Origin of the sequence: Synechococcus sp. Lug-A, assembly GCF_024345655.1 — a bacterium.
Classification (GTDB): Bacteria; Cyanobacteriota; Cyanobacteriia; order PCC-6307; family Cyanobiaceae; genus MW101C3.
The window spans coordinates 185,000-208,169 of sequence record NZ_JAGQBN010000002.1 but is presented as its reverse complement, the minus strand read 5'-3'; the positions used below and the strand labels follow the sequence as shown (position 1 = coordinate 208,169).

Sequence of the window (23,170 nt, the reverse complement as noted above, 5' to 3'; positions counted from 1 at the left end):
CAATGCCTCAGCCGCGGTGGCTCAAAGGCTGGCGTCGTCCTTGAGCTGGCCGATCTCACGCAGCAGGCGTTCCTGCTCGGCAGGGCTGAGCGCGTCGAACTCCTTCTGCAGCTGCTCAGCAGTGATGGCGTCGTAACCGGCGCGGTACTGGCGTCGCTGCTCCATGAAGGTCATCTTGCCGGTGACCACCCGCAGCAGGTAGCTGCCCGTCCAGCCGAGCACGATCAGAATCAAGACCGCCTCAGCGGCGATGCCGGCCGAAAAGCCCTCGAAGCCGGCCGCCTTGAAGCCCCAGTAGCCGAGGCCACCGAGCCCGAACACGCCAAGGCCCAGCAGCAGTGCCTGGCCGCGCGTCATTCGCCCTGGCCGGCAAGCCTGAAGTTGAGGAAGGGTGAAAACACGATCATGCCCGGGAAGAACAGGAACACCAGGCCGTAGACGGCCGTGCGCTCGATCTTGCCCATCACCATCCAGCGCTTGTTCATCCAGAAGAAGAGGACCAGCGGCACCACCACCAGGTAGGCGCCGCCAAGCAGCAGGTAGGCACCGAGCACCAGCAGGGTGTCAAGCGGCAGGGTGCTGAGAAACCCGGGCAACGGCACGGAACAGGAAGCAGGGTGCGGCAAATCTAGGATCAGTCCGCGGGGGCATGGCGGAACCGGTAGACGCAGCGGACTTAAAATCCGCAGGCCGCAAGGCTGTGGGGGTTCAAGTCCCCCTGCCCCCATCGCTATAAACGATTGCAGCACAAAGCTTTCGAGCTGGCTTAGGAATCTGGGTCCGATTTCCGCTTAGGCATGACCTAGGCACGTTTGGGCACAAAAAGGGCCAAACTAGGCACGGTTCTAGGCACGGTCGCCATGCCCTCACGGGACCCATATCTGACCCGTGTCAACCGGGCTCTCAGGGAACTGGGCTGCGCGGTGGCCATTGAGGTCACACCCTCCGGCAAGCGACTGCGCCTAAGGAGCACGCTGCCCCTCCCCGATGGCTCCTGGAAACAGCAGCGCATCAGTACCCCGATCGCCTACCCCGCAGGGTTGGAGCAGGCCCGCAAGCTCGCCGAAGAACTCGGCCGCGATGTTGAGCTCCATCGAATGGGGCTGGATCCCTTCCCCTTCGATCGGTGGTTCGCTGGTCCCAATACGAGTACTCGAGATGCCGGGGACGCGATTAGCGGTTTGGAGGCGATCCGCCGCACCGAGCAATGGTGGAACCACCAGCGTCGGCGGGGGGTTAGTGCCCCGGTTTCCTGGGCCACCGACTACGCCTCTCCCCTCAAGCCACTCCTATCTCTTGGAAAGATTGACCTGAATGTCTTGACGGCTCTGGTCGAGAGCAAGGAAGTGGGGAGCCGCAACCGGCGTCGCGCTTCGATCGCCGCCGTGGCGGTAGCCCGTGCGATCGAGTTGGGCCCGGACGCGGTTCTGAAGCTGAAGGATCTCGGCAAGGGGTACACCCCACAGAAAGATGCCGCCCCGCGTGAGCTGCCTACTGATGCGGTGATTGTTGAGGTGATTGATGCGTTGCCGGCAGATTGGCAGTGGGTTGCCGGCGTCTGCGCTACTTACGGAACCCGCCCGCATGAAGCACTGATGAAGTCACAGGTGCTATCAAATGGCCTCGTAGCGATAGTGGGCGGAAAGACCGGGGCCCGCCAAGGGCTGCCGCTCCCGAAGATCTGGATCGATCGCTGGTCGCTTGAGCGCAGGCGCCTCCCCGGCATCAAGCTCGATCGGGACCACCGCACGGTGGGAGCACAGCTCGGTGTCGCGCTGCGCCGCTTCGGGGCACCGTTCAAGGCGTACGACCTGCGTCATGCCTGGGCGGTGCGGGCTATTCACAACCCCCAAATAAGCCCTTCACTGGCGGCCAAGAGCCTCGGGCACTCGTTGATGGTGCACACATCCCTGTACCAGCGGTGGTTCGACAGCGCCTCGATGGCGTCACTTGTTGCGCAGATGTGAGGAGAAGCCCTCCACATCCACGTAAAGCGTCCTGCGCTTGCCGGTGTCGCCGGTGGTAGCGCTCACGAACTGGGGAGGGATACGACCACGGTCGATAGCCGCGCGCAAGGCCCGGGAGCTGGGGAAGTGGAGGGCCCTTGCTGCCTCTGCCAGGGGGAGCCAGGGGCTGCTGCTGAGTCTGGGCTTGAGCTCCAGACGCGCCTGAATCAGATGCAGCTGAGCACTGATCAGATCGAACAGCAGCTTGGTGTCGTCTGTGGCTGTCAGGGAAGGACGCATGGCAGATGAGTTGGCACAGACACATTTCAGCCCATTGGATTAACAGATGGAGGCAATCAAACCGTGCAAACCGTGCAGAGTTGGGGGATACGCACGGTTTGCACGGTTTAAGTGAGCGCGTCCAAGCCGATCTCCGGCTCAAATGAAAGGGGCAGCGCAGCTTGCCACCCCCCCCCACATGCTTTGGGTTCTGTTATGTCATTGCAAGTTCACTTCAACGTGGCTGGACTAGATAACACCGCGCGGCAACGCACTACCAGCCCAGAGCAGCACACCCAAAACGGCAATTGCCGCAACACTGCTGGTCACAACAAGGCTAAGGGCCCTCTCCAGGGCGGGGGAGCCATTGCCGGAGCCGTACGGACAGATGAGCAGGAGAAGAACGGAAAAGGACGCAACCTGGCGGAATTCAATGACCTGATTGATCTCCAGGAGGACGGTCCTTGCCAGCCGTGGGACAAGGAAAAGCCGCCTGCCGAGGTGGTACCCACCGTGTTGGATGTGCCGTTGGGTGATGCAGCCCTGGCGAAAGTCAAAAAAGATGGGGGCCTCAGTACGGAGCCATACATCCGCAGCGAGGAGGCGCTGCTGCACATCAAGTTACTGGGTCTGAGAGATGACGAGGTGTGGTTCCGAACGGTGCCCGTCAACCCAAAGGACAAGCACCGATGCCGCAGCATTAAAGGCGTGGAGAGGGATCGAGATGTGGCGGACACCATCACACAAGAGCTGGCGTCACGCGTGCTACTCGGGGCTGCTGTTTTTGTACTGCCGAATCCTGGCGGGAGCAAGAAGGCCGAAATCACAGAGGTCAGATCGATCAGGGCTGAGTGGGACGACCAGCCAATCGAATGGCAGATCGAGGGGTGGAAGGTGTTAGGCCTGCCCAAGCCCACATTCCAGGTAGCCACTGGAGGGAAAAGCGTCCACAGCTACTGGGTGCTCACCGAGGGGGTAGATCCTTTGCGGGGGGAGCTGGCAGCACGCCGGGTGGTGAAGCGGGCCACGGATGCGGGCTTTCCCTCGGATCCGGCGGTGGTGGGCAGGTCGCAGCCGATGCGGCTGGCCGGATCGCTCTATATCGGCAAGCCCTCCAAGGAGGGGCAGCCGAAGAACCCGCTGGCGGGTAAGCCCATTGGCTATGCCGAGATTTTGGAAGGATGGGATCGGGAGCGGCGTTACACAATTGAAGAGCTTGAGGCGGTGCTGCCGGAGCTCACCAAGGGCGAGTCCGAGGAGGTGGGTCGGGTACGCGCCGCTGGAGGCGACGTGTCGCACTCAGGCGAGGAAAATCCCTGTCCGGTTTGTGGTCGGGATTCCGACGCCGATTGCACGATCTTCGACAACGCCGATGGGGTGGTGGTGGTTTGCTACCGAGGGAAGAGCTTCAGCCCGCCTACGGATCTGACCGTGGGCGATGTGATCGCCGGGAAGGTGGATCCAGCGACTCGATGGGCTTATGCGGGGGAATCAGCCAAGGGGAGCTTGGGGCGGCCAGCGGCGAAGTTCAAGGAGGTGGGGGCGGAGGTGGCGCTATGCAATGCCCTTCAGATTCAGCAGGCCCTGACTGAGGCCATTGCATCGCCACGGCGGAAGCGGGATGACGGGGCACTGGGCTCGCCTCCAGAGCAGGGGGGCACTCAAGTGGAAACTCCCGCTCTGAAGGTCACCGGGAACCCCGACATCGACTGGGGGACGGCGGTGTTCTGGGCGGAGAGGGAAGAAGAGCGGGCGGCGCTGATGGCCGCAGGTTTGACCGTCGCTGAGGGGATGGATGGCGAGGACTTCGAGGGACCGACGGTGTTCCTGTGCTGGAACAGCCGGGCGGTGGTGAACGTGCCGCAAGTGTTGAAAGATGCGGCACTGAGATTTGCTAACGCTGGTGGGGAGCCCCGGCTGATTCACCTTCCTTGTGAAGTACCGCAGGCGCGGGGTGGGTTGGACCCCGACCCCAGTGCGAACACCCCGATCACCTTTCTCAAGAGACATGGGAGGGAGGCTCTAATACTGCTTGCGGATCGGGCGGAGTGTTGCTTTGAAATAATTCAGAATAGGCAGAAGTGGGTGTGGTCACACGACGAGCAGGCCGTTCCAGTTCAAGCCACCATCGCGTGGTCCGTTTTCAAAGATCAATTCGTCGTTGAGGGGGCCGAGGATCGCCTTTACGAATGGGAGGGTGATCGCTGGGTGCCGTTGCCGGGAAAAGCGAGCACAGCGATTGAGCAGCCTTTGCAGCGTTGGGTGGCGGCGATGCAATGGCGCACTGAAGTGACCCTTAGCAGCAAGGCGAGCATGGCTTTGATCGCCGACTTGCGCGATCACCCGGGACGTCGGGCACTGTCCCTTGATCCGGTGGTTCAACACGGGGTGCTGCCCATGCGAAATGGGGTTGTCAGGCTGTTGGATGGGGTGCTGCTGCCCCATGACCGGAAGTACGGCAACACCTGGGTGCTGCCATACGAGTTCAGGCCGGACGAACTGCCTGTGAAGATCCTCGCTTGCATCGAGCAGTTGCTGCCAAAGCTGCATCAGCAGCGGTTATTTCGGGCGGCATGTGCAGCCGCGTTGCGGCGGCTGGGGGCTAAGGGCTTCGTGGAGCTGACCGGCGTCGGTGACTCCGGCAAGTCGGTGCTGGCGCGGCTGCTGGAAGCACTGGTTGGGAGGGAATGTACGGCCAGCAGTCAGCTCCATCTAATGGAGGACAGGAACCAGCGGTTCGAGACGTATAAGGCGCGGGGTGCGGCGCTTCTGCAGTTTGCGGAGAGCCAGGACTATGCAGGACCGCTGGAGCGGCTGAAAGCCTTCACCGGTGGAGACACCATCGTGGCTGAACGCAAGAACTCGACCGAGAAGTATGACTTCACCTTTCGCGGCTTGGTGCTGTTAGTGGGGAACTCAGCGGTCAAGGCGAAGGACGACTCTTCGGCAGTGTTTAACCGAAGGCGGAGCATCCACCTCGATAAGCCCGTCCCAAAGGCAGACCGGAGGGACATGCTTTCCTGGCACGAAGATCACTGGAAAGGCGATCTCGTAGACGAGCTGGGGGCCTTCGTGTCATGGACAATAGCTATGGATCCTCAGGAAGCTAGAGAGGTGATGGAGGAACCCGGAGGATTGGCCCAGTTTGATGAACTGCTCGATGCGGAGCTGGTCAACCCGCTGGCAGACTGGGCGGAGGATGTTTTGGTTTTCGATGATAACGTTGATGAGGGTGGCAAGTATCCCCAGCTCAAGATCGGTGCTATCTCCACTGGGGAGGACAACGTGATTGATGCACAGAATTTTGAGATCGGTCAGTTCGCTTACCCCTGCTACCGCGACTGGATAGCGGCTAACGGGCTAAAGGGCAGGGAACTGTCATTGCGGCGGTTTAAATCCTCGCTGGTGGAACTGTTACGCGATCGACTAGGGCTACCGCTGCCGGTGGGTCCAATGAACCTGCTCCCGTACAAGACACGGGATGGGGCACGGATCCCGATGCTGAGGATGCGGAGCGGAAGTAAGGACGCTGATGTCCCTGGAGTAATCCGGTTTGCACTTCAGCGGAAGCTCGACGGCCATTCGCTGGAAGCGTAACGATGGCTCGAGCTGGAGGCAGCGATGGCAAGGAACCAGTCGGACATAGGGGGTGACGGATCCCGGCAAGGGGTGATGGGTTCGTTATGGACTTGTGACGTTAAGAACCCAGTCGTAGACAGGGGTGTGACGGATGTGATGCTTTTCTTGTATTGAGATCTTTCTTGGGAAAGAAAGGGAGAGTAAGAAGGGGGGCTTGGTGACTAGTATGTCTACCCATGAGTGGGGCCGATGGAGTTGGGCATATCCGTCACATCCACCACAACCCCTGGTAGGACTGGGTTTTTGACGTCACCGATCCGTCACGCCCCCGTCACCACCCATCACGCTGCGCCCGGCTTCGCCCACTGCGGTGGCTTTAAGGGGCGCCGCGGCGCAAGTGGCAAGGCGCCAAGCTGCCCTCACCTCAGACGAGCGCATCGGTATTGAGCCACTCGGCGAGTGTTACCCGAAACCCTTGAGTGCCGCTCCTGGCCACGCTCATTGCATACTCTGATGGCCACATACTTCCTGGACCTGGCCAAGACAGTAGGCGGCCTTCCAAGACGGCAGTAAAATTAACTATCAGATGCTGGTTTCCCGCGTGGTCTTTAAGCGCCTGGAGCCTTGACAAGTCTCCCGCATCCGTCTCAGCCCCCATACTTCATCCAGATCGGCCAGTGGGCTGAGTCAGGAGCTGTTGGCGGAAGCAGAAGGCACGAGATGGCCGTAGTGGATGTCGCCACTGCTGGAAGGCCCGCCAAAACTGACGAAATCCAACTCGAACAGAAGCTGTAATGGCCTCAGCCACCCTGAAACCCAGGCAAAGGAAGGCCGTGTTGATGACGGCTGAGGGCATGCAGCTGCGTCAAATCGCGCAGCAGCTGGGCGTTGGCTACACGACCCTTCTGTCATGGGGGCGGAACCCTGCGTATGTACGAGCGGTTGATGAGGCCTTGCAGCACATTGAATCCGAGGCAACGAAGGAGTTGCAGCAGGGCTACGGAGATGCGGTTCAGAAAGCCAGAGAGCTGCTGCAGTCACAATCCGAATCGATTGCTTTAGGGGCTGCAAAGCTGATCATCAACACCATGAACCATGTGGTCGAGCGTCGTGAGTCTGCTACTCGCTGGGCAGAACTATCGGAGCAGATTGAGTCCTTAGAGAAGCGTCTGGCACACAGCGAGGTCATGGCCTCGGCGCACGACGTGGACCTGGGCGAACGGGCGATCCAAACGCGCAGCATTGCCAATCTGGGTTAGAAGCCAATTGCACAGTGCTTCTTGCGGCCACATTCCCAATCGTATCGATCTGCGGGAACTGATCGTGGGAATGGCCAGGGCACTACCCCTTTGAGTGGTCTTCAGATTGCAGACATGACGTTCCTAAGGACATCATGCCAATGACTAGCTCAGTTTCCTTCTGATCTTGTTGATCCACAGGATGGCTGGATCCAGTCTTCCGTGTCTGAGCGTTTGCATGGCTGATTCTGGAGTGGCGAAACGGGCTCGTGCAATCCGTGTCAGTCTTCATTCAGCTGTGTAATCAAGAAGTTCCCCTCGCTTATCTCCCTAGTTCCTCTCTTTTACTCATATACATTTGCAAGTAATTATATGTCTTGTCTGCTCCTCTAGACATCATTCAGGGTCTCAACTACCGCCCAGTCGGCAGTCATCTAGTTCTCCTGAATTGCTTGACGATCTGCTCGCTTTGCCCTTATGTTGCTTTCAACCGATGAGACAGGACTGCGCCGCAGTCGCTCACTCTCGCCGGTCAGGCTCACAGCCTTGATGCTTGGAGCCAAAGTGTCTAATCCTTCTTTCAACAACAGCGCAACTTGCGCACCAGGCCTATGCATCATTGCTAGCGGCATTCTTTGCTGCGGCTCAACATAGAAACGCTCCCCCGAGGTCGTACGGAATCCAACCTTTACTGGTTGTGGTGCCGTCAACCGGTAGGTGCAAACGAGACGCCTGACGGTATTCAATCCGTTCAGCGCAGGGCATGCGGCCCCGTAGAGACACTCGTTCGGCCAAACGACGGAGGGGTTTAGCGGGAGGACGAGGGCAGCAGATGCCCGAGGACGGATCAAGCCGGTGCGCACCGTTGTGCGGGTCAACAGGCTTCCCGTGACTAAGTAACCTCAGCGTTGCGCCAACACACAACAGGCGCCCATACATGCGCAGGACAGTATCAATAGACGCTAAGTCTTCCTCCTGCGGGGCCTTGCGGCCCTGACGCGCTACGCCTTTCCTATGCCCACTGGGGCCCGGTGCAGCCGTCGCAGCGAGATCGAGCACGATCTCCATCCCTCTCCCCATCTCCCCAATGGTGGTTGAGCAGGGATGCGGTGCAAAACCGGCTTCCAGTCTCCGGATGGGACTGAAAAGAAGGGCAAGAACACCCGACGAACACCATCCACATCCCCAATCCACCTGCATGCCTTCCAGACCTCTTGGAGGTCACTGCGTAGCAGGCAAGGCGCAGCGAGCGTTCCCCTGTGTCCCTGCCAGGGGGCGTCTTGCTGTTTGGCGGTTCAAGTCCGCCTGGATTGGTTCGCCCCGCTACGTGCGGGGCTTTTTTGTGTGCCTCTGACGCTGTGACTTTCATGCCTGCTTCCAGCCTCTACCTGCCAGGTCCACCCCTGTGCCCCCCCGAGCCCGTCTTCCTCCGCAGAAGCGAACGGGACACACGCCAACCATCCCTGGTCAGTTTTTTGCTACCCACCCACTGGGCCTGCTACTTCATCAACGCTGACCCCACCGGTCTGGAGGATGACCAGATCGCTGCTGCCGATGCCTGGTGGCAGGAGACCTTCTCCTCCCGAGCCGCCAGCTGCGTCGATGCCGATGAGGAATACGGCTTTACGGCGTTCCACGACGCTGCCGGCTACTGCCTGGCCACTGACTGCACCATCTACCGCTTCCTCCTGACGGCTCCGGTGACGGCGGCGTTTGCTGGGACTCCCCAGTTGGCTGCAAGGCCATGAGCGGTTACTGCAAGGTCCGCTTCCGCTGTGCCCGCAGCGGCAACGCCACTGCCGGTCTGGTCTTGCCAGCGGAGCGCGTCCGAGGCGCCTCCTACTCCAGCCTCTCGCGCTACTTCCCGGCCGCTGCCTTTGCCCGCATTCGCTCTCCCTGGCTGGATGTCTCCCCGCCATTCGATGAGGCCGCTGAAGCCTTGCGGTTCTGTTTCCCCGAGAACGGACCTGAGCACTGACACGTATGCATTACAGCCAGCGCTCTGGTTCCCGCCTGCCGGTCCGTCGCTTCCAGCTCCACCGCTTCCAGCTGGCTAACCCCCTGCCTCCCTCTCAATCCCCTCCACCGCCTGCTGCGCAGGCTTTTTTCATGCATTTCCACAGCGAGATCACCATCCGCCGCCCCGATGGTTCCGTCTTCCCTCCGATCGGCCTCCTCCATGAAGACGATGACGTCCTCTCCGGAATCCTGTTCCTGCAGAGCATGGGCCGCCAGATGGCTTGGCATCGCAATGGCGAGCTCAGCGGCCTCCAGCTCCAGGTCACCCCTACCCCTGAGCCTGAAAGCGCCCGAACCGGCAGCCGGGGAGCCGCCAGTTTGTCCCCACCGAGCCACAAGGACCTGGATGACGCCTTCTCCTTCCTCGATTCCCCTGCCTGCTGCCCCAATGGAGCCCAGAGGCCATGAATATCACCATGCTGACGGGCACCGCCCCCCTGCCGGTGCAGCTGACCAGCTTTGACTGCGGCGCCATCCGCGCCGAGCTGCTCCTGCTGGTCCCCGGCGTCACCCCCCGCTGGCACGAAGAGTCCGCCGGTGGCTTCTCAGTGCTGATCGAGGTCTGGGGGAAGCAGGCGCAGGAACTCAGCGACCATGCCATACCCGGCATGCGACTGGCGGCCTCCGGACGGCTATGCGGGAACCACTGCGGCCTGCGGCTGGTGGTCGATCGCCTCCGGCTGCTCAACCCATCTCCCTCCTGCAGCTGATCCGTTCAAACGGGCAGGCGGGTGTGAGCCCCGCCCCAGCAGTTGCCGGTCTCCCCCCCGAGGCCGGCTTTTTTGTCCTCTCTGGCGGCCTGTGTGCCGCAGCTGTGAACCCCATGTCCCACGATTTCCACTCCGGTGTCTTCCTCAACAGCCAGCCCGCCTGGCACCGCCTGGGCCTGGTCCTTGACGGCACCCTGCCGGCGCGGGAAGCCTTCCGCCTCGGTGGCGCTGACTTCCAGCTCGCCGGCCTACCCGTCTACGACGCCGATATGCAGCCCATTGATGGCTACCAGGCAATTACAAGGACCGATACCGGCACCACCCTCTCGGTGATGAACGCCACCTATGAGGTGGTGCAAAACGAGCAGTTGATCCGGGTCGCCGAGGCCCTCCATAGCGATGCGGTCATGGATGCGGTCTGCGTCCTGGCCGGCGGCCGCAAGGTGACCTTTACAGCAAGGGTGCGCCAATCAGAAGGGGAGGTGCTCCCTGGTGATCCGGTGAATCAGTACCTGGTTGGCTGCACGAGCCATGACGGCACGATCGCTTTCTCCGTGTTCTTCTCCCCCATCCGGGTGGTGTGCAAGAACACGCTCTCTGCTGCCCTGGGTCTTGCCTCAGCAAGTAGCCGGCGCCAGCAGGGCTGCCGCATCCGCCACACCCGCAATGCCAATGCCTTGATCAGCCGGCTCCCTGAGCTGATTGACCTGCAGCGGCAGCAATTCAGTGGAGGGCTGGCCGAACTGCGGGCGATGGCCGCCGCCCCCTGCACGGCTGCGCAGTTCCGCAGCTATGTCGAGACCCTGTTCGCCGATCAGCTGCGGGGAGCGATCAATGACCGCCGGGGCGATGCGGCGACCAGCCGGCCCAGGCGGGTGGAGGATCTTCCCGCTTGGGAGGGTCTTTCCGCCAAGTTCGAAGGCCGGGCCATTGGCAGTGACATCCCGGGCGTGCAGGGCTCGATGTGGGGCGCCTACCAGGCGATCACTGAACACCTGTCGCACGATGCCGGCAGGTCCAGGGATCCGATCGAAGCCGCCCGTCAGCGGCTGGAGGGACTGTGGTTCGGCAAAGCTGCCTCCACCCTGACCCAGGCCCATGAACTGGCGCTGGCGGCGACCCGCAGCTGAGGGCCTGCGGCCAACGGGAGGTTCTTACCGACTGAGGCGGGGCAAAGCCAGAAAAGGGAAGGGCAAGGGCTCTGACCTCCTTGCCGGTCGTGTCCACACCAGCGGCGCTGTGACGACCGCCGGTGTGGCTTGATGCTGCCATGACGTCTGAGAGGACTCGGCTGAACCGGGAGGCGCTGGAGCTTCCCCCCGAGCTCGTCATCAAAGAAGCCCTGCGGGCTTTCCTGGGCCTCCACCCCTTGTGAGCCCTGAATTCCCCAGGAGGAGTCCCTCCACAACAGAGACAAGCCCCAATCTGCCCAACCCATGACCATCAACACCCAGCGTTCCGAACAATTCCGATGACTTCCTACGAACCCAACGTCTGGACAACGATCGCCACCTTCTGTCGGGAGCTGGCTCCTATCAGCGGGGCGTTGCTTGACTCCATCGGTCAAACGGCTGCAGCTATCGATCGAGCTGGATTCGAATCTCGCTCACTCAGAGCACCGGTCAACCGGAACCGACAGCCGGTGCTAACCCCCGAGAACGAAAACGACGAAGAATGGGAATAATCAGATTTACTGGTTAATGTCGTAACCACCAACGTGCGCGGTGTGTAGCTGGTTCTCTACCTGGTGATCGACGTCTGCAGCAATAAAGTGGTGGCCTGTGATGTCGTCGACCGAGAGGACCCGGCCATCGCAGCCGATCTGGGGAGCAGCGACTGCCTTAGAGAGCGGATCGACCAGCTTGCGTGGTTCACGAACATCAGAGCAACTCCAGCTCCATCTGCAGCTGCGCGTAGCCGTCAGGCTTCTGCAAGGCTGTGCAGCTGGACCAGCTCAGCCTCTTTGGTCTGCTCCTCGTCCTTGCCATTGGACTTCTTGCTTCTGGTGAAACGTTCCGTGGCACCGTCGAGCAGCTGCCGCTTCCATTGGCTGACCTGGATCGGGTGTACAGCGTGGTGGGCGGCGATCTCCTTGATCGTCTTGCGGCCACTGAACGCCACCATGGCGACCCTGGCCTTGACCTCGGGGCTGTAGGTACGGCGCTTGCTCAACACTGTGAGCCCCCTTTCAGGGGCGATGCCCCACCTCAGAGGTTAACGATGGGGGCTGTCCAGAAAAACCAGTCCACCTCTCGGTGGGCAGTTGATCGACCATGGCCTCCAGCCCTACGTCCCGCGCTTTTTCCGTTTCTGGAGACCTGGAGTCTGGGGCGGCCAGGCCACCGAGCCAGCTGCCGCCGCCTTCAGGGCGGCCCTGATCCAGGCTCTGGTGGGTCCAGGGGGCTTCCGCGCAAGCGTTCATCGGCAGGGGCACCATCAAAGCCCGATCCCGCAGCCATTGGGCCAGGGCACCGGCCAGGGAAAGGTATTGGTGCACAAGGCGATCGCGTTGAGAGAGAGGGCGCATCGTGAGTTGGCGCAGGACGCGCCCCCCCATCCGCAGCACCGCGTTGGGACCATCGGGGGAAGACCAAGCCAGCACCACAACGCCCACTCAACCCGCGTGCTGTGCCAGCAAGACCCCGACAGGTGCTCCTGAACGACCACCGCCCCAGCCACCGCGCAACCAAGGCGCTGAAAGACACCGGGGAGTGAAAAAGACCCGACCGCTGTGCGCAGCAGCTACGGCCTGCTCGACGCTTCAACCAGCTCCAGCACACCTCCAGCAGCATCCCCCACCCGCGCCACGAGCGGGCGCAGCGAAACCCCGAGCAGGCGCGAGAAGGTGGAGCGGAGCCCACAGTCGCTGGAAACCACCAACAGCAGAGCGAGCAGCAGCAAGGTTGGCCAGAAGAAGGGGCATCAGCCCCATAGGCACTACCGCTTCACTAGCTGTGTTCAGAGTGGCGCGCTTCCAAGCTGTAGGTAAAAGGGTGGAGAAAGGAGAGGAGCGGATCACAAGCCTTCCCGCCTCCTGAGAATGGTTCTCAACAGGGTGGGCTCTTTTCCGCCAAGATGTGGCGAAGAAATATCCCTTGTTTTATGCCGCTGGGCGCATTTTTCTTGCGCGTTCCGGCACCGCGCCAGTTTTGTTTTCCCCTGGCGATGGGGCTCATAGCGCTTTCTCTCACCAGCTGCTCTGAACCGTCAGGACCGCCGAGAGGCGGCGCGTTGCCGGTGCAGACAGAACCTGCCCAGCTGGCAACCTTCAGCACCAGCGTCGAAACGGTGAGCAGCCTGGAGGCGCCAGATCTGGTGCAGCTTTCCGCCCAGGCGGACGGCAGGATCGAGAGGATCTTGGTGCGCCAGGGTAGCCAGGTTCAAAAGGGTAATTTGCTGCTGGTGCTGGATCAGGAGCAGCAGAAGGCCGACGTGATCAACCTGCGGGCCAAGGCCGCCAGTGACCAGCTCAACTATGAACGTTATGAGTCGCTGGTACGCCAAGGGGCCGCCAGCCCGATCCAGCGGGACCAGTTTCGACAGGAGTCAATCGCCTCTCGGGAGGCCCTGATCGCCAGGGAAGCTGACCGCCGATTCCGCAATCTGCGTGCACCGATCAGCGGTACCGTTGCCGACCTGCAAGTGAAGCAGGGTGATGTGATCACGAGCGGTGACCCCTTCACCAAGTTGGTGAGCAACGATCGGTTGATGGTCAGGATTGAGGTGCCAACGGTCTACGCCGAACGGGTGCGGCTCGGCCAGACCGTGCTCCTCAGCGATCCGGCCACCGACCAGCCCTTGGCCAACGGCCTTGTGCAATCGATCGATCCAGTGGTCGGCGATGGCAGTCAGACGCTGCTAGCGAAAGCCGAGTTCGACAATCGTGGCGGCCGCTTACGCAGCGGCGTCAAGGTACGTACGAAATTGGTACTGGAGCAGAACCAGCAACTCTCGGTTCCCTTCAAGGCGGTGCAGCAGCTCCCCGGCCAGAACTTTGTGTTCATCACAGGAACCCTTGCCCAGCTCCGCGCGAACCCTGACAGGGCCGATCTGGCCTCACTCGCCAAGCTACCGGCTACCACCCTTGTAGCCCTGCAGCGTCCTGTGGTGCTCGGGCCACTCCAGAACAACCGCTTTCCTGTGCTCAGCGGCATCAGCCCCGGAGAGGCCGTGATCACTTCAAACCTCATCAACCTCCGCCACGGCGTACCGATCAAGCCCAGGTCCTAAACCGCCACCTGCCGCATGTCGCTCTCGAACCAATTCATCCGGAGACCGGTGCTTACGGCGGTCTGCAGCTTGTTGATTGTGATTGCTGGGCTGATCTCGATTCCGCTCTTGCCCGTAGAGAACCTGCCAGACATCGCACCGCCCACTGTGCGCGTGTCCGCCAGCTATGCAGGTGGCGATGCGATCAGTGTCGAGCAGGGTGTTACCTCCGTGCTGGAACAGCAGATCAACGGCGTAGAGGGCATGGAGTACATCACCTCCAGCAGCGCGTCGGATGGAAGCAGCGCGATCACTGTTGCCTTCAAAAACGGCAGCGACAGGAACATCAACCAGGTGAACGTGCAGAACCGGGTGGGTTTGGCAGAGCCACAGCTGCCTGATGAGGTACGCCAGTCTGGTGTCACGGTTAACAAGGCTTCCACCTCAATTCTGCTCGTCTACATCTTCGGCAGTACCGATACCAAGCAGCCCTATAGCGTCGAGACGATCAGTGGTTTACTGGACCAGGGCCTCACCGACGAGATCAAACGGGTGACGGGAGTCGGTGATGTGACTTACTTCGGCTCCCGCAAGCTCGCCATCCGCCTCTGGCTCAACCCAGTAAGCCTGGCTGTGAATGGCTTGACAGCCAGCGACGTGGTGGATGCTTTGACAAGCCAGAACCGGCTGGTGCCGGCTGGCCAGATCGGCAGTTCTCCAGCTGCTGCCGAGCAGGAATATACCTTCAGCGTGGAACTGCAGGGACGGCTCACCTCTGTAACGGAGTTCGAGAACATGATCGTTCGCAAGACTCCAAGCGGCGGTCTTGTTCGCCTCAAAGATGTTGGCCGGGTCTCCTTGGGAGGCGAGAGCTATGACGTCAGCAGCACCGATCTACAAGGCGTTCCGTCGGTGGGTATGGCTGTCTATCAGCTCAGTGGCAGCAACGCCCTTGAGGTTTCCACCGGCGTCAAGAGGGTACTCGAGAGTTTCGCCAGCACCCTGCCCGTAGGGGTGAAGATGGAGAAAGTCTATGACAACAGCGATTTCATCAACGCGTCCATTGAAGGCGTGGTGGCGGCCCTGCGGGACGCCATCGTGCTGGTGGTGCTGATCCTGTTTCTGTTCCTGCAGGATTGGAGGGCGACGTTGGTGCCAACAATCGCCATTCCTGTATCGCTGATCGGCACCTTCGCTGTGGCCAAACTGGTCGGCTTGTCACTCAACCAACTGACCCTGTTCGGACTGGTTTTGGCGACCGGGCTGGTGGTTGATGACGCCATCGTGGTAATCGAAGACACCGTGAGTAAAAAGCGTTCTGGCCTGAACGCCCTCGCAGCTGCGCAGGCCGCTATGAGCGAGCTCTTCGGCGCAATCCTCGCCACCTCGCTGGTGTTGATCGCCGTATTCGTGCCGGTGCTGTTTTTCCCTGGTGCGACTGGAACGATCTACAAACAGTTTGGGGTCACGATTATGGCAGCGATTACCATCTCCACCTTCAACGCCCTTACATTCTCACCGATGCTCTCGGCCGTGCTGCTAGACCGCTTTGACGCTGCTCCAGGCCGTTCCAATTACGCCATCGGCGGAACCACCCTGGCCTTCATCTTCGGGGTGTTGCTCAGCGGCGGCGGCGTCCTCACGATTCTGGGGGCCCTCGTAATCGGAACACTCCTGGGCTACGGCCTGAGCAAGCTCACCGGGTGGCCGCTGATGCTGCCACTGGCCGTAGCCGGTGCCCTTACCGGCATGCTGATCGGCGGGGTGGACCGTCCTCTCAGCGTGGTGCTCTGCACCGCACTGGGCCTGCTGGTGAGCTGGTTCACACCCGAGATCTTCAACCGCTTCAACCTGATCTATGCCTTGATGGAGCGTTGTTATCACATCGGCCTGGACTGGGTGCTCCACCGTCGGCATCTGGTAATGGGCCTGTTGCTGGGGGGCATTATTTTCACTGGGGTGGCCTTTACGGCGATCCCCACAGGTTTCGTGCCTGTGGAGGATCAAGGTTATGCCCTTGGCATTCTGCAGGCTCCGGAAGGGACCTCGCTTCCAAATACCGAGCGCATCAACCAACGGGTGGCTGAGATCCTGCGCGGAGAACCAGAGATCGCCACTGCGGCGTTGTTCAGTGGAGCTGGCTTTGAAGGCAACACCCCCAACCGAGGATTCTTCTTTTTCGGGTTGAAACCATGGGAGGAGCGCCGTAGAGCCGATCAGAGTGCTGCGGCGGTTGTGGGGCGCCTGAATGGAAAACTGTCGGTGATAGAGGACGCCCGTATGATCGTCATCGAGCCTCCGCCAATTCGCGGCTATGGCAACTCGGGCGGCTTTGAATTCCAGTTGCTGGATAAGAGCGCCGGCGCCCTGGATCTGTCCAAGTTTGCCGGAGCTGCTGACGAGCTCATCGGAAAGGCCAATGCCAATGACGCCTTTGAAGTTGCTTTTACCCAGTTCTCGGCCGTCTCACCGAAGCTGCGGGTTCAGGTGGATCGTGATCGCATGGCGGCTCTGGATGTGGATTTCGGCAAGGCGATGCAGGCCTTCAGCGTGACCATGGGTGGGAGTTATGTGAACGATACGTTCCAGTCCGGCAAGGTTCGCCGTGTCTACGTGCAAGCCGACCAAGGCTTCCGCGCCACCCCAGAACGGCTGAACTCGCTGTACGTGAACAACAGCGCTGGCAAATCGATTGTCCTCTCGGAGTTCTTCCGTGTGGAACCCACCACCGGCCCTTCAGTGATTCCCCACTTCAACCTCTACCGTGCCATCAAGATTGAAGGAAAGGCGGCGCCGGGCCGCAGTTCAGGTGAGGCCATCAACAGGATGGAAAACTTGTTCCGCGGCTTGCAGATCAACGGACTCGGATACGACTGGACTGGCATTTCCCGAGAGGAGATCAAAGCCGGTTCTCTGGCACTCGCGATCTTTGCTCTAGGCATCCTGGTGGTCTACCTGGTCCTGGCAGCCCAGTATGAAAGCGTCAGCGATCCGCTGATCGTGCTGATGACCGTGCCTACCGCCATGCTAGGGGCCATGCTGTTTCTGAGCTTGCGGGGTGAGGTCCTGAATGTCTATGCCCAGGTGGGTCTGGTGATGCTGATTGGCCTGGCCGCCAAGAACGGGATTCTGATCGTCGATCTGGCGAATCAGCGACTCGCTGGGGGCGTTGTTGTGCTGGAAGCCGCCCGGGAGTCGGCCCGATCGAGACTGCGTCCCATCCTGATGACCGCCATCGCATCGCTGCTGGGATTCCTACCCCTGGTTTTCTCCAGCGGAGCTGGTGCCCGTAGCCAGATTTCCCTCGGTACGGTTGTTTTCGGTGGCCTCGCCGTCGCCACTGTGTTGTCACTGTTCGTGGTGCCTGTGTTCTATGTGGAACTCAAAAGCTGGCTCGGGCACCAAGCTCTAAAGACTGATGACAAGTAGATCTGAAGGCAACGAAGCTGCTTGCCCAAAGTTGTCATGCTTGACCCAGCCACGGCTATATCCAGGAACTGCAGGTTGTAGGAGTCGCTACTTGCTTGATGGATATCTGAGTGTGGCTCTGGACAGGGTTTGCAGGCCCAGAAGTTGGGCCCAAAATGGTGTCATCTTGACGAGATTTGCAAGCAGGGACGATTGTTATCAGTTGAGCCTCGACAGTAGCCAGGCCCGCGGTCTCTCGCCGATGTTCAGCCGCAGAATTCGCTGCCCTGAGTTCAAGGCCTGTTTGACCATGTTGGTCATTGATGGACGCAAAGACCTTTTTCGGCTTGCTGCCGACTACCCGGTATGACGATCAGGCTGAGCCACTGGGAAAAGGAGATGCTGAAGTTGTGGAACATCCGTTCTGTGGTCAAGACATCGGCGCCACGGGCGGTGATGTCCTGACCCCGAGCAGGAGCGAGCGGGTGGAGCGGAGCCCGCAGGCGCTGGGGAACCTCAAGGTGTGGTTTCCCACCAGGTTGTTCATGCTTCCAACTGGGCGAGCCGCTGCTGGGGGATTAGACCACCCAGGGTCTTTTGGCTCCCATAGCTGTTTTGGATCCGCATCACGCACGACCGAAGTGGCCGGCATTCAAGCGGCCAGCAAACCGATCTCAGGCCACAATTGGAGCTGGAGTTTCCCTGGCGCGGCATGCTTCATCTTGATCTCCCTACACGCGACGATCTCGCTGCGCTGGCCAAGCGACGCCACGATCCCAGCGTGTCGATCGTGCTGCCCACCACACCGATCACCCCGAACACGGACGTGGACCGGCTTGAGTTCCGCGCCCTGGCCGGTGAGGCGATCCTCCAGCTGGAAGCCGCGGGCACCGATCGGGCCGCATTGGAAGCCCTGAGCGAATCCTTCGATGATTTGATCGATGACGACGAGTTCTGGCGCTTCCAGGCCCACGCTGTGGTGGTCTACGCCACGCCGGAGAATCTGATCAGCTACCGCCTACCGACGACCGTCGAACCGCTGGTGGCGGTCTCTGACCGGTTCCACCTCAAACCCCTTCTCCGCGCAACCACCTTCGGCAACACCTGCTACGTGCTGGCGCTAGCGGAGGGCGGGGTCCGGCTGATCGAAGTCTCCGCCGATCTGCCGGCCGCGAACGTGAGGCTGGCTGATCTGCCCACCGATGCCGCCTCGGCGGCAGGTAAGGCCAGCATCAACGACCGTTCCCCCAGCGGCCGGCTCACGGGCTCGGAAGGCAAGAAGGTGCGGCTGCGCCAGTACGCCCGCCTGGTGGATCAGGCGCTCCGTGAGCGTTTGGCCGGCCAGATGATCCCGCTGGTCCTCGCCGCTGTCGACAGCCTCGGGGCGATCTACCGCTCGGTGAACACCTATCCCCACCTGGCGCCCATCGGCATCGAGGGCAGCCCCGAGCGCCTTTCCGATGCGGAGCTCACCGAGGCCTCCCGCGCCGTGCTCGACGACATGAACCGCCAGTGGATCGCCGATTGGCGGGATCAGTTCGCTGTGCGCGGGAGCGAGGGTCGTGCCAGCAGCGATGTGGCTCAAGTCGCCCGTGCCGCCACCTTCGAAGCGGTCCAGAGCCTGATGGTGGACATGGACCGGGTGATGAACGGGCGGATCGACGAAATCGACGGCCGCATTGACGAGGCGGAGATCGCCGGCGCAGACAGCTACGGCGTGTACGACGAGATCGCCCAGCGGGTGCTGCTCTCGGGTGGTGAAGTGCTGGCGGTTCGGCAGGAGGATCTACCCGATGACGCTGGCGTCGCCGCGATCCTGCGCTACGCCCTCTTAGTCAATGGCCATGCCCTGCCAGGTCGGGGCAATGGCAGTGAGTTGCGAAGGCTGACCCCGCAGATCACCACAACCCCGTCAAGCTCACTCCCCCTTGTCCGCTGAACAACCTGTTGTGACTACCCATCCAGGCGCTGCTTGACGAGCAGCACGTCACGCCTGAGGGGGGGTAGAGGGGCCGCAGCCCCTCAGGCGTTAGTGCAGCTCCCAGCTGCGTTCACAGCGCCTTAGCTCCAGCTCGATCGCGAGCCGGCGAGGAAAGGTCTGCAGGGGCCAGATCAGTCCAGCCAACCAGCGCAGTTGTCGCGTGTGGCGGTAGAGCCACTTCCAGCAGGTGATCTTGAACGAGCGGCTTTTCATGGCTGAGGCGCCAAAGAACACCGCTCCCGCAACCCGGGGCCGGGTTCGTCAAGGGGGCCGCAGGCCCTTGCAACGCCCTTGACGGACCAGGCCGCAGACCCAGAGGCGCAGCCAAAGAACACCCTGCCCACCGGGTTACGGTCTGCGGTGTCTGGCGAAGCGGCCATGAAACTGCCGCGTCAGGGCTCCTCGAAGGGATAGAAGCCCGGCTGCTCCTCCACCTGCTGGCGGTCCAGATAGGGATTGGACGACCAGCTATCCCAGGCCGAACCCAGCAGCCCCTGGTCGGTAGCAGGTAGGGAGAGTTCAGCCTGCAGGCACTCCGGCTCAGGCTCCTGCCAGCCTTGAGCGCAAGCGACCTGCCAGCCTTGAGCGCAAGCGACCTGCCAGGCGTCGATCGTGGCGGCCGTCTGAGGGTCGGTGGTTGCAGGTTGGAGTGGAGTCGGCTCAATGGAAGGAACGGCGTAGAACACCGTCCCCAGCCAGCGTCTGCTGCAACTCAGGCAGGGGGAGCGTCAGGTCCAACGCGCAGCCCTTGCCGGTTGCCGCCGCCACCCCGGTCCCAACCGGGCCGGTGGGGTGCTGGTGAACAATCGGAGCAGGGTTAGACGTTCGGGTGGAGGGGATCACCAGACGGACACCTGCTGCCTGGCCAAAGGATTGGCGTTAGTTGACGAGCCGAATGGCATGACCTGAGCGATACCGCTATCGCGTCCTGCCCTGGAGCAGGCATCTGGTCGGTGGTGGTCACCGGCTGATTGCTCTGTAACAGAAGTTCCACCACCGAACCCCCGCCGAGACATTGACCTTGGGCAATTTAAACAACAGAATCATTTAACTTTTTGCCAGTCACCAGCCAGAGCAAAAGGGCTTGGTACGACAACAGCTGGTCCATGAATGCCGCGCCACTGTCGGTGGTGGGATCGATCGCTGCAGGGTTGAACCATCACACCAAGCGAGCTGAGTTCAGCTGCATCAGCCAAGCAAGAGTACTTGGCAGGGAAACAGCACAAACAACTTAACACTTGAGTAGGCAGGAAGACTCATTTCATGGGTGTTTGAAACACCATGTTCGTATGGTGGAGATATCCGCAGAAGAAAGGACCATGGCTCGCTCGACCTACCCAGTTTCCCATTCGGCTGATCAGCTCCCCGCCGGGAACGGCATGGCTCATGGGCTGCAGGTACCAGAAATGGATAGTTCCCAGGAGAAGAAATGGGATTCTGTGGAAGCGTATTTTGAATGCATCACCACCTGCTCCCTCGACGACGGAGAGTGTGTCACCCACTGCGTGGAGGAACTACGTGAACATCATTGACTGGTTTTCCAAGCCGTCCTCTTTGCGTGCTGGTAAGAACGCAGCTCAGTGAGACCTTGGGCAATGGCATCAGCCAGTCGTGAGCCCGTTGTAGGGCGAGCTATCGGTCGTCGCCGTGGGGCTTGGGATTGTGGAATGGATACCATTGAACAAAAGGATGCTGCAGTATGACCTCATTGTTTCTAAGTTGCGGCAGCATCCCCCGACTTCATCGGCAGGCAGGGCCAGAAAGTGAAGCCTGAGGTGATCAGGTGCTTGGAGACTTAGGAGGAGATTGATCGTTCAGCGGGTAGTAATCATTTGGAAGTATGCCATGAATATTCCAGCTCCTAGCAACAGAGCAAGCGGCAGTCACTCGGTGTTTCACAGTCGCTTGTCCCCCCGCACGACGCACCGAATTAAACCCATTCAGCCAGCTCCACGGTGATTCCATCTGGTCCGCAGAGAAAAACGAGCTTTCGGCTATGGAAGGTCATGACCTCGTTCCGTAGCTTGATGCCCGCAGCTTTCAGCCTCTCCACTTCAGCATCCAGGTTATCTACCGTAAAGCAGATATGGTTGAACCCCAGGTTGGTGAGGCTGTCAGTCGTTGGAGCGGGCAGTGGAACAGGCTGACGGTACTTCAGCAGTTGCACTTCGATGCGCGGTGAGATGTTCTCCAAAGCAAGTGTGATGTGTTCTGCTTCGATGCCATCCACCCCCATGTAACTGGAGAATACGGGACCCTTGATCACTACTGACTTGTTCTCCTTGAAGCCCAGGAGCCCGAAAAAGTGCTTGGCCGCTTCAACATCACTGATCACAACTGTGATGTGGTCAAAGTATTTAATCATGGGGGTTTCAACTGTGGATGGAAGAGCTTTTTTATTCCTCACCACTACCAGTGAAGCGGCTGGTGGATCATTTATGCAAGCGCGGACCAAGCTGCCTGCTCGATCAGCCAGGGTCGTTTTCTACAGCCTCTGGTAGTACCAGCTCCACAGCTCGCCTGGCCTCACCCAGCACCTGGAACAACACCTGTGGAGTTTCCCGGAGCAGGTCCAGCCAGTGCCCCAGGTATGCCGCGTGGTTTTCAAGGGCACTGCCGATCTCCAACCGGTCCCCCAGCAGGACTGAACCGAGTTCCGCCACCAGTTCTTCTCGGGCATAGGCCCGAGAACCAAACCGCCCGCTCAGATCCCGCTGGAGGCAGCTGGCGTGCCTCGTGGAGTGGATCACCTCCTGGGCCCAGGTGGCGTAGAACCCAGCGGCGGAGTGAAAGGCAGCGCGCTCCGGCAGCTGGATCCGATCGATCTGGGGGAGGTAGCAGGCGCGTTCACCACCAAAGCTGAGCGGTACCGGCCAGGCCCCCAGCAGATCTTCTGCTGCAGCCAGGCGGTCTGGTTCACTGCGCTCCGCCCCAGCTGCTTCTGCTTGCCTCTGCTCCACCCAACCAGCAAGGGCGTCACCTTCCAGGTCGATCGCGTTGAACACCACCACGGGCCGGAAGCTCATCCATACCCGGTCTGTAGGCGCGTCGTCCGGCTTGATGCCTGGGGTGGCTGTCGATGCGTCCAGGCTCCCCGACCGCTCCGTGTCACCTGCCACCCGGTTCACCTGCGGCCTCAGGATCCGCACCCCCTGAGAGCCCTTGCGGGTGAACATCCCCAAAGCCTTGGCCTCAGCAAACCCGCACCAGTAGGGCAGCGCTGAAGCCCTCAGGTGCATCCCGAAGGTCAACAGGATCGGGTTCGCTCCCTGGTAGCGATGCCCTGAGATCAGGTTGACGTGGTGCCCACCACCAGAGGCGTCCCACTCCCTCCGCCAGGGCGTAGTGCCAGCCTCCAGCAGCTGGATGATCGCCTCCACCAGCTTCTCTGTAGAAGAAGCCTCTCCCTGCCGGTGGTTGCTTCTGGAGCGGGACTTGGACCGGGAGCGGGAGGAAGAAGAAACAGCAGCCATCAGGCAACAGCACAGGACCCGAAGCACCAGCACGGCCAGCAGCAAGGGCTGGCCCAGGCACTAAGGCACAAGCCAGTGCCCCAGGCGCTTCGCGCGGAAGGCGGGCCAGCTTGCGTCAGCCCTTGTGCGGCCGCGCATGCTGAGGAACCCTGCGCTTGATGACATGAACCAGGAAGACGCCCCCCTTGACATTCATCTGGAGGGAAAAGATGCCAGCGCCAACCACACATCTGTTGGCTAGCCCATAGTCGCCAGAAACCCCGATCCCGCCCCGCCAGAGCTCATCAGCAGGCGGTCCCTTCTTACTGAGCTGCTCCGCATCGAGGCT

At 60.9% G+C, this 23,170-nt stretch carries 20 protein-coding genes and 1 tRNA gene; 12 read left to right on the top strand and 9 right to left on the bottom strand.

Annotated elements, in window-relative coordinates; genetic code table 11:
- Nucleotides 1-21: 21 nt before the first annotated feature.
- On the bottom strand, nucleotides 22-357 hold the full coding sequence (locus tag KBY86_RS02460; RefSeq protein ID WP_094510934.1) for a DUF3007 family protein: 336 nt from the start codon (nucleotides 355-357) through the stop codon (nucleotides 22-24).
- Nucleotides 354-602, bottom strand: coding sequence for an NAD(P)H-quinone oxidoreductase subunit L (gene ndhL, locus KBY86_RS02455; RefSeq protein WP_158217430.1), 249 nt, complete (start codon nucleotides 600-602; stop codon nucleotides 354-356). The genes KBY86_RS02460 and ndhL overlap by 4 nt, the downstream gene beginning before the upstream one ends.
- 41 nt (nucleotides 603-643) lie before the next feature.
- On the opposite strand from ndhL, the gene KBY86_RS02450 reads away from it, so the two are divergent.
- Both KBY86_RS02450 and KBY86_RS02445 read left to right on the top strand, forming a co-directional pair.
- Nucleotides 644-727: transfer RNA gene (locus KBY86_RS02450), tRNA-Leu, on the top strand.
- A gap of 313 nt (nucleotides 728-1,040) precedes the next feature.
- Nucleotides 1,041-1,967 (top strand): integrase, encoded by a 927-nt coding sequence (locus KBY86_RS02445; RefSeq protein ID WP_255140028.1) that lies wholly within the window; start codon nucleotides 1,041-1,043, stop codon nucleotides 1,965-1,967.
- Here KBY86_RS02445 and KBY86_RS02440 read toward each other — a convergent pair.
- Nucleotides 1,947-2,246 carry a hypothetical protein gene (locus KBY86_RS02440; protein WP_255140027.1) on the bottom strand — a complete coding sequence of 100 codons (300 nt, stop codon included), beginning with the start codon at nucleotides 2,244-2,246 and terminating at the stop codon, nucleotides 1,947-1,949. The genes KBY86_RS02445 and KBY86_RS02440 overlap by 21 nt on opposite strands.
- Before the next feature lie 195 nt (nucleotides 2,247-2,441).
- Between KBY86_RS02440 and KBY86_RS02435 the strand changes: the two genes are divergently transcribed.
- The 7 genes from KBY86_RS02435 to KBY86_RS02405 all read left to right on the top strand — a co-directional run bounded on the left by KBY86_RS02435 (nucleotide 2,442) and on the right by KBY86_RS02405 (nucleotide 10,901).
- Nucleotides 2,442-5,822 carry a DUF5906 domain-containing protein gene (locus tag KBY86_RS02435; protein ID WP_255140025.1) on the top strand — a complete coding sequence of 1,127 codons (3,381 nt, stop codon included), beginning with the start codon at nucleotides 2,442-2,444 and terminating at the stop codon, nucleotides 5,820-5,822.
- 776 nt (nucleotides 5,823-6,598) lie between these two features.
- On the top strand, nucleotides 6,599-7,063 hold the full coding sequence (locus tag KBY86_RS02430) for an RNA polymerase subunit sigma-70 (protein ID WP_255140024.1): 465 nt from the start codon (nucleotides 6,599-6,601) through the stop codon (nucleotides 7,061-7,063).
- A gap of 1,454 nt (nucleotides 7,064-8,517) precedes the next feature.
- Nucleotides 8,518-8,790: a DUF6926 domain-containing protein gene (locus KBY86_RS02425; RefSeq protein ID WP_255140022.1), complete on the top strand. Its 273-nt coding sequence runs from the start codon at nucleotides 8,518-8,520 to the stop codon at nucleotides 8,788-8,790.
- Nucleotides 8,787-9,020, top strand: coding sequence for a hypothetical protein (locus KBY86_RS02420; RefSeq protein WP_255140021.1), 234 nt, complete (start codon nucleotides 8,787-8,789; stop codon nucleotides 9,018-9,020). Before KBY86_RS02425 ends, KBY86_RS02420 begins: the two co-directional genes overlap by 4 nt.
- A gap of 131 nt (nucleotides 9,021-9,151) precedes the next feature.
- Nucleotides 9,152-9,469 (top strand): hypothetical protein, encoded by a 318-nt coding sequence (locus tag KBY86_RS02415; protein ID WP_255140020.1) that lies wholly within the window; start codon nucleotides 9,152-9,154, stop codon nucleotides 9,467-9,469.
- On the top strand, nucleotides 9,466-9,771 hold the full coding sequence (locus KBY86_RS02410) for a hypothetical protein (protein ID WP_255100964.1): 306 nt from the start codon (nucleotides 9,466-9,468) through the stop codon (nucleotides 9,769-9,771). The genes KBY86_RS02415 and KBY86_RS02410 overlap by 4 nt, the downstream gene beginning before the upstream one ends.
- 113 nt (nucleotides 9,772-9,884) lie before the next feature.
- Nucleotides 9,885-10,901, top strand: coding sequence for a DUF932 domain-containing protein (locus tag KBY86_RS02405; RefSeq protein WP_255140019.1), 1,017 nt, complete (start codon nucleotides 9,885-9,887; stop codon nucleotides 10,899-10,901).
- A 790-nt stretch (nucleotides 10,902-11,691) separates the two neighbouring features.
- On the opposite strand, the gene KBY86_RS02400 is transcribed toward KBY86_RS02405, so the two are convergent.
- Nucleotides 11,692-11,943, bottom strand: coding sequence for a transposase (locus tag KBY86_RS02400; protein ID WP_255100962.1), 252 nt, complete (start codon nucleotides 11,941-11,943; stop codon nucleotides 11,692-11,694).
- A 570-nt stretch (nucleotides 11,944-12,513) separates the two neighbouring features.
- Nucleotides 12,514-12,672 carry a hypothetical protein gene (locus KBY86_RS02395; RefSeq protein ID WP_255100961.1) on the bottom strand — a complete coding sequence of 53 codons (159 nt, stop codon included), beginning with the start codon at nucleotides 12,670-12,672 and terminating at the stop codon, nucleotides 12,514-12,516.
- Between the two features lie 336 nt (nucleotides 12,673-13,008).
- On the opposite strand from KBY86_RS02395, the gene KBY86_RS02390 reads away from it, so the two are divergent.
- The 3 genes from KBY86_RS02390 to KBY86_RS02380 all read left to right on the top strand — a co-directional run bounded on the left by KBY86_RS02390 (nucleotide 13,009) and on the right by KBY86_RS02380 (nucleotide 19,327).
- Entirely contained in the window at nucleotides 13,009-14,001 is a 993-nt protein-coding gene (locus tag KBY86_RS02390) for an efflux RND transporter periplasmic adaptor subunit (RefSeq protein WP_255140018.1), read from the top strand.
- A gap of 15 nt (nucleotides 14,002-14,016) precedes the next feature.
- Complete coding sequence (locus tag KBY86_RS02385) at nucleotides 14,017-17,409, top strand: efflux RND transporter permease subunit (protein WP_255140017.1); 3,393 nt, start codon at nucleotides 14,017-14,019, stop codon at nucleotides 17,407-17,409.
- A 691-nt stretch (nucleotides 17,410-18,100) separates the two neighbouring features.
- Nucleotides 18,101-19,327, top strand: coding sequence for a hypothetical protein (locus tag KBY86_RS02380; RefSeq protein ID WP_255100958.1), 1,227 nt, complete (start codon nucleotides 18,101-18,103; stop codon nucleotides 19,325-19,327).
- 90 nt (nucleotides 19,328-19,417) lie between these two features.
- On the opposite strand, the gene KBY86_RS02375 is transcribed toward KBY86_RS02380, so the two are convergent.
- The 4 genes from KBY86_RS02375 to KBY86_RS02360 form a co-directional block, all read right to left on the bottom strand.
- Entirely contained in the window at nucleotides 19,418-19,582 is a 165-nt protein-coding gene (locus KBY86_RS02375; RefSeq protein ID WP_255100957.1) for a hypothetical protein, read from the bottom strand.
- A gap of 179 nt (nucleotides 19,583-19,761) precedes the next feature.
- Nucleotides 19,762-20,055, bottom strand: a complete 294-nt coding sequence (locus KBY86_RS02370) for a hypothetical protein (protein WP_255140016.1) — start codon at nucleotides 20,053-20,055, stop codon at nucleotides 19,762-19,764.
- A gap of 1,244 nt (nucleotides 20,056-21,299) precedes the next feature.
- Nucleotides 21,300-21,734: a VOC family protein gene (locus KBY86_RS02365; protein ID WP_255140015.1), complete on the bottom strand. Its 435-nt coding sequence runs from the start codon at nucleotides 21,732-21,734 to the stop codon at nucleotides 21,300-21,302.
- A gap of 103 nt (nucleotides 21,735-21,837) precedes the next feature.
- A complete protein-coding gene (locus tag KBY86_RS02360; protein ID WP_255140014.1) occupies nucleotides 21,838-22,749 on the bottom strand; it encodes a zincin-like metallopeptidase domain-containing protein in 912 nt (303 codons plus the stop codon).
- Nucleotides 22,750-23,170: the final 421 nt, after the last annotated feature.

Excerpts from the sequence above, each read along its gene's own strand:
- KBY86_RS02415 (WP_255140020.1), top strand. The coding sequence starts at position 9,152 with ATGCATTTCCACAGCGAGATCACCATCCGCCGCCCCGATGGTTCCGTC.
- KBY86_RS02460 (WP_094510934.1), bottom strand. The coding sequence starts at position 357 with ATGACGCGCGGCCAGGCACTGCTGCTGGGCCTTGGCGTGTTCGGGCTC.
- KBY86_RS02375 (WP_255100957.1), bottom strand. The coding sequence starts at position 19,582 with ATGAAAAGCCGCTCGTTCAAGATCACCTGCTGGAAGTGGCTCTACCGC.
- KBY86_RS02405 (WP_255140019.1), top strand. The coding sequence starts at position 9,885 with ATGTCCCACGATTTCCACTCCGGTGTCTTCCTCAACAGCCAGCCCGCC.
- KBY86_RS02365 (WP_255140015.1), bottom strand. The coding sequence starts at position 21,734 with ATGATTAAATACTTTGACCACATCACAGTTGTGATCAGTGATGTTGAA.
- KBY86_RS02435 (WP_255140025.1), top strand. The coding sequence starts at position 2,442 with ATGTCATTGCAAGTTCACTTCAACGTGGCTGGACTAGATAACACCGCG.
- KBY86_RS02385 (WP_255140017.1), top strand. The coding sequence starts at position 14,017 with ATGTCGCTCTCGAACCAATTCATCCGGAGACCGGTGCTTACGGCGGTC.
- KBY86_RS02410 (WP_255100964.1), top strand. The coding sequence starts at position 9,466 with ATGAATATCACCATGCTGACGGGCACCGCCCCCCTGCCGGTGCAGCTG.
- KBY86_RS02430 (WP_255140024.1), top strand. The coding sequence starts at position 6,599 with ATGGCCTCAGCCACCCTGAAACCCAGGCAAAGGAAGGCCGTGTTGATG.
- KBY86_RS02420 (WP_255140021.1), top strand. The coding sequence starts at position 8,787 with ATGAGCGGTTACTGCAAGGTCCGCTTCCGCTGTGCCCGCAGCGGCAAC.
- KBY86_RS02440 (WP_255140027.1), bottom strand. The coding sequence starts at position 2,246 with ATGCGTCCTTCCCTGACAGCCACAGACGACACCAAGCTGCTGTTCGAT.
- KBY86_RS02380 (WP_255100958.1), top strand. The coding sequence starts at position 18,101 with ATGCTTCATCTTGATCTCCCTACACGCGACGATCTCGCTGCGCTGGCC.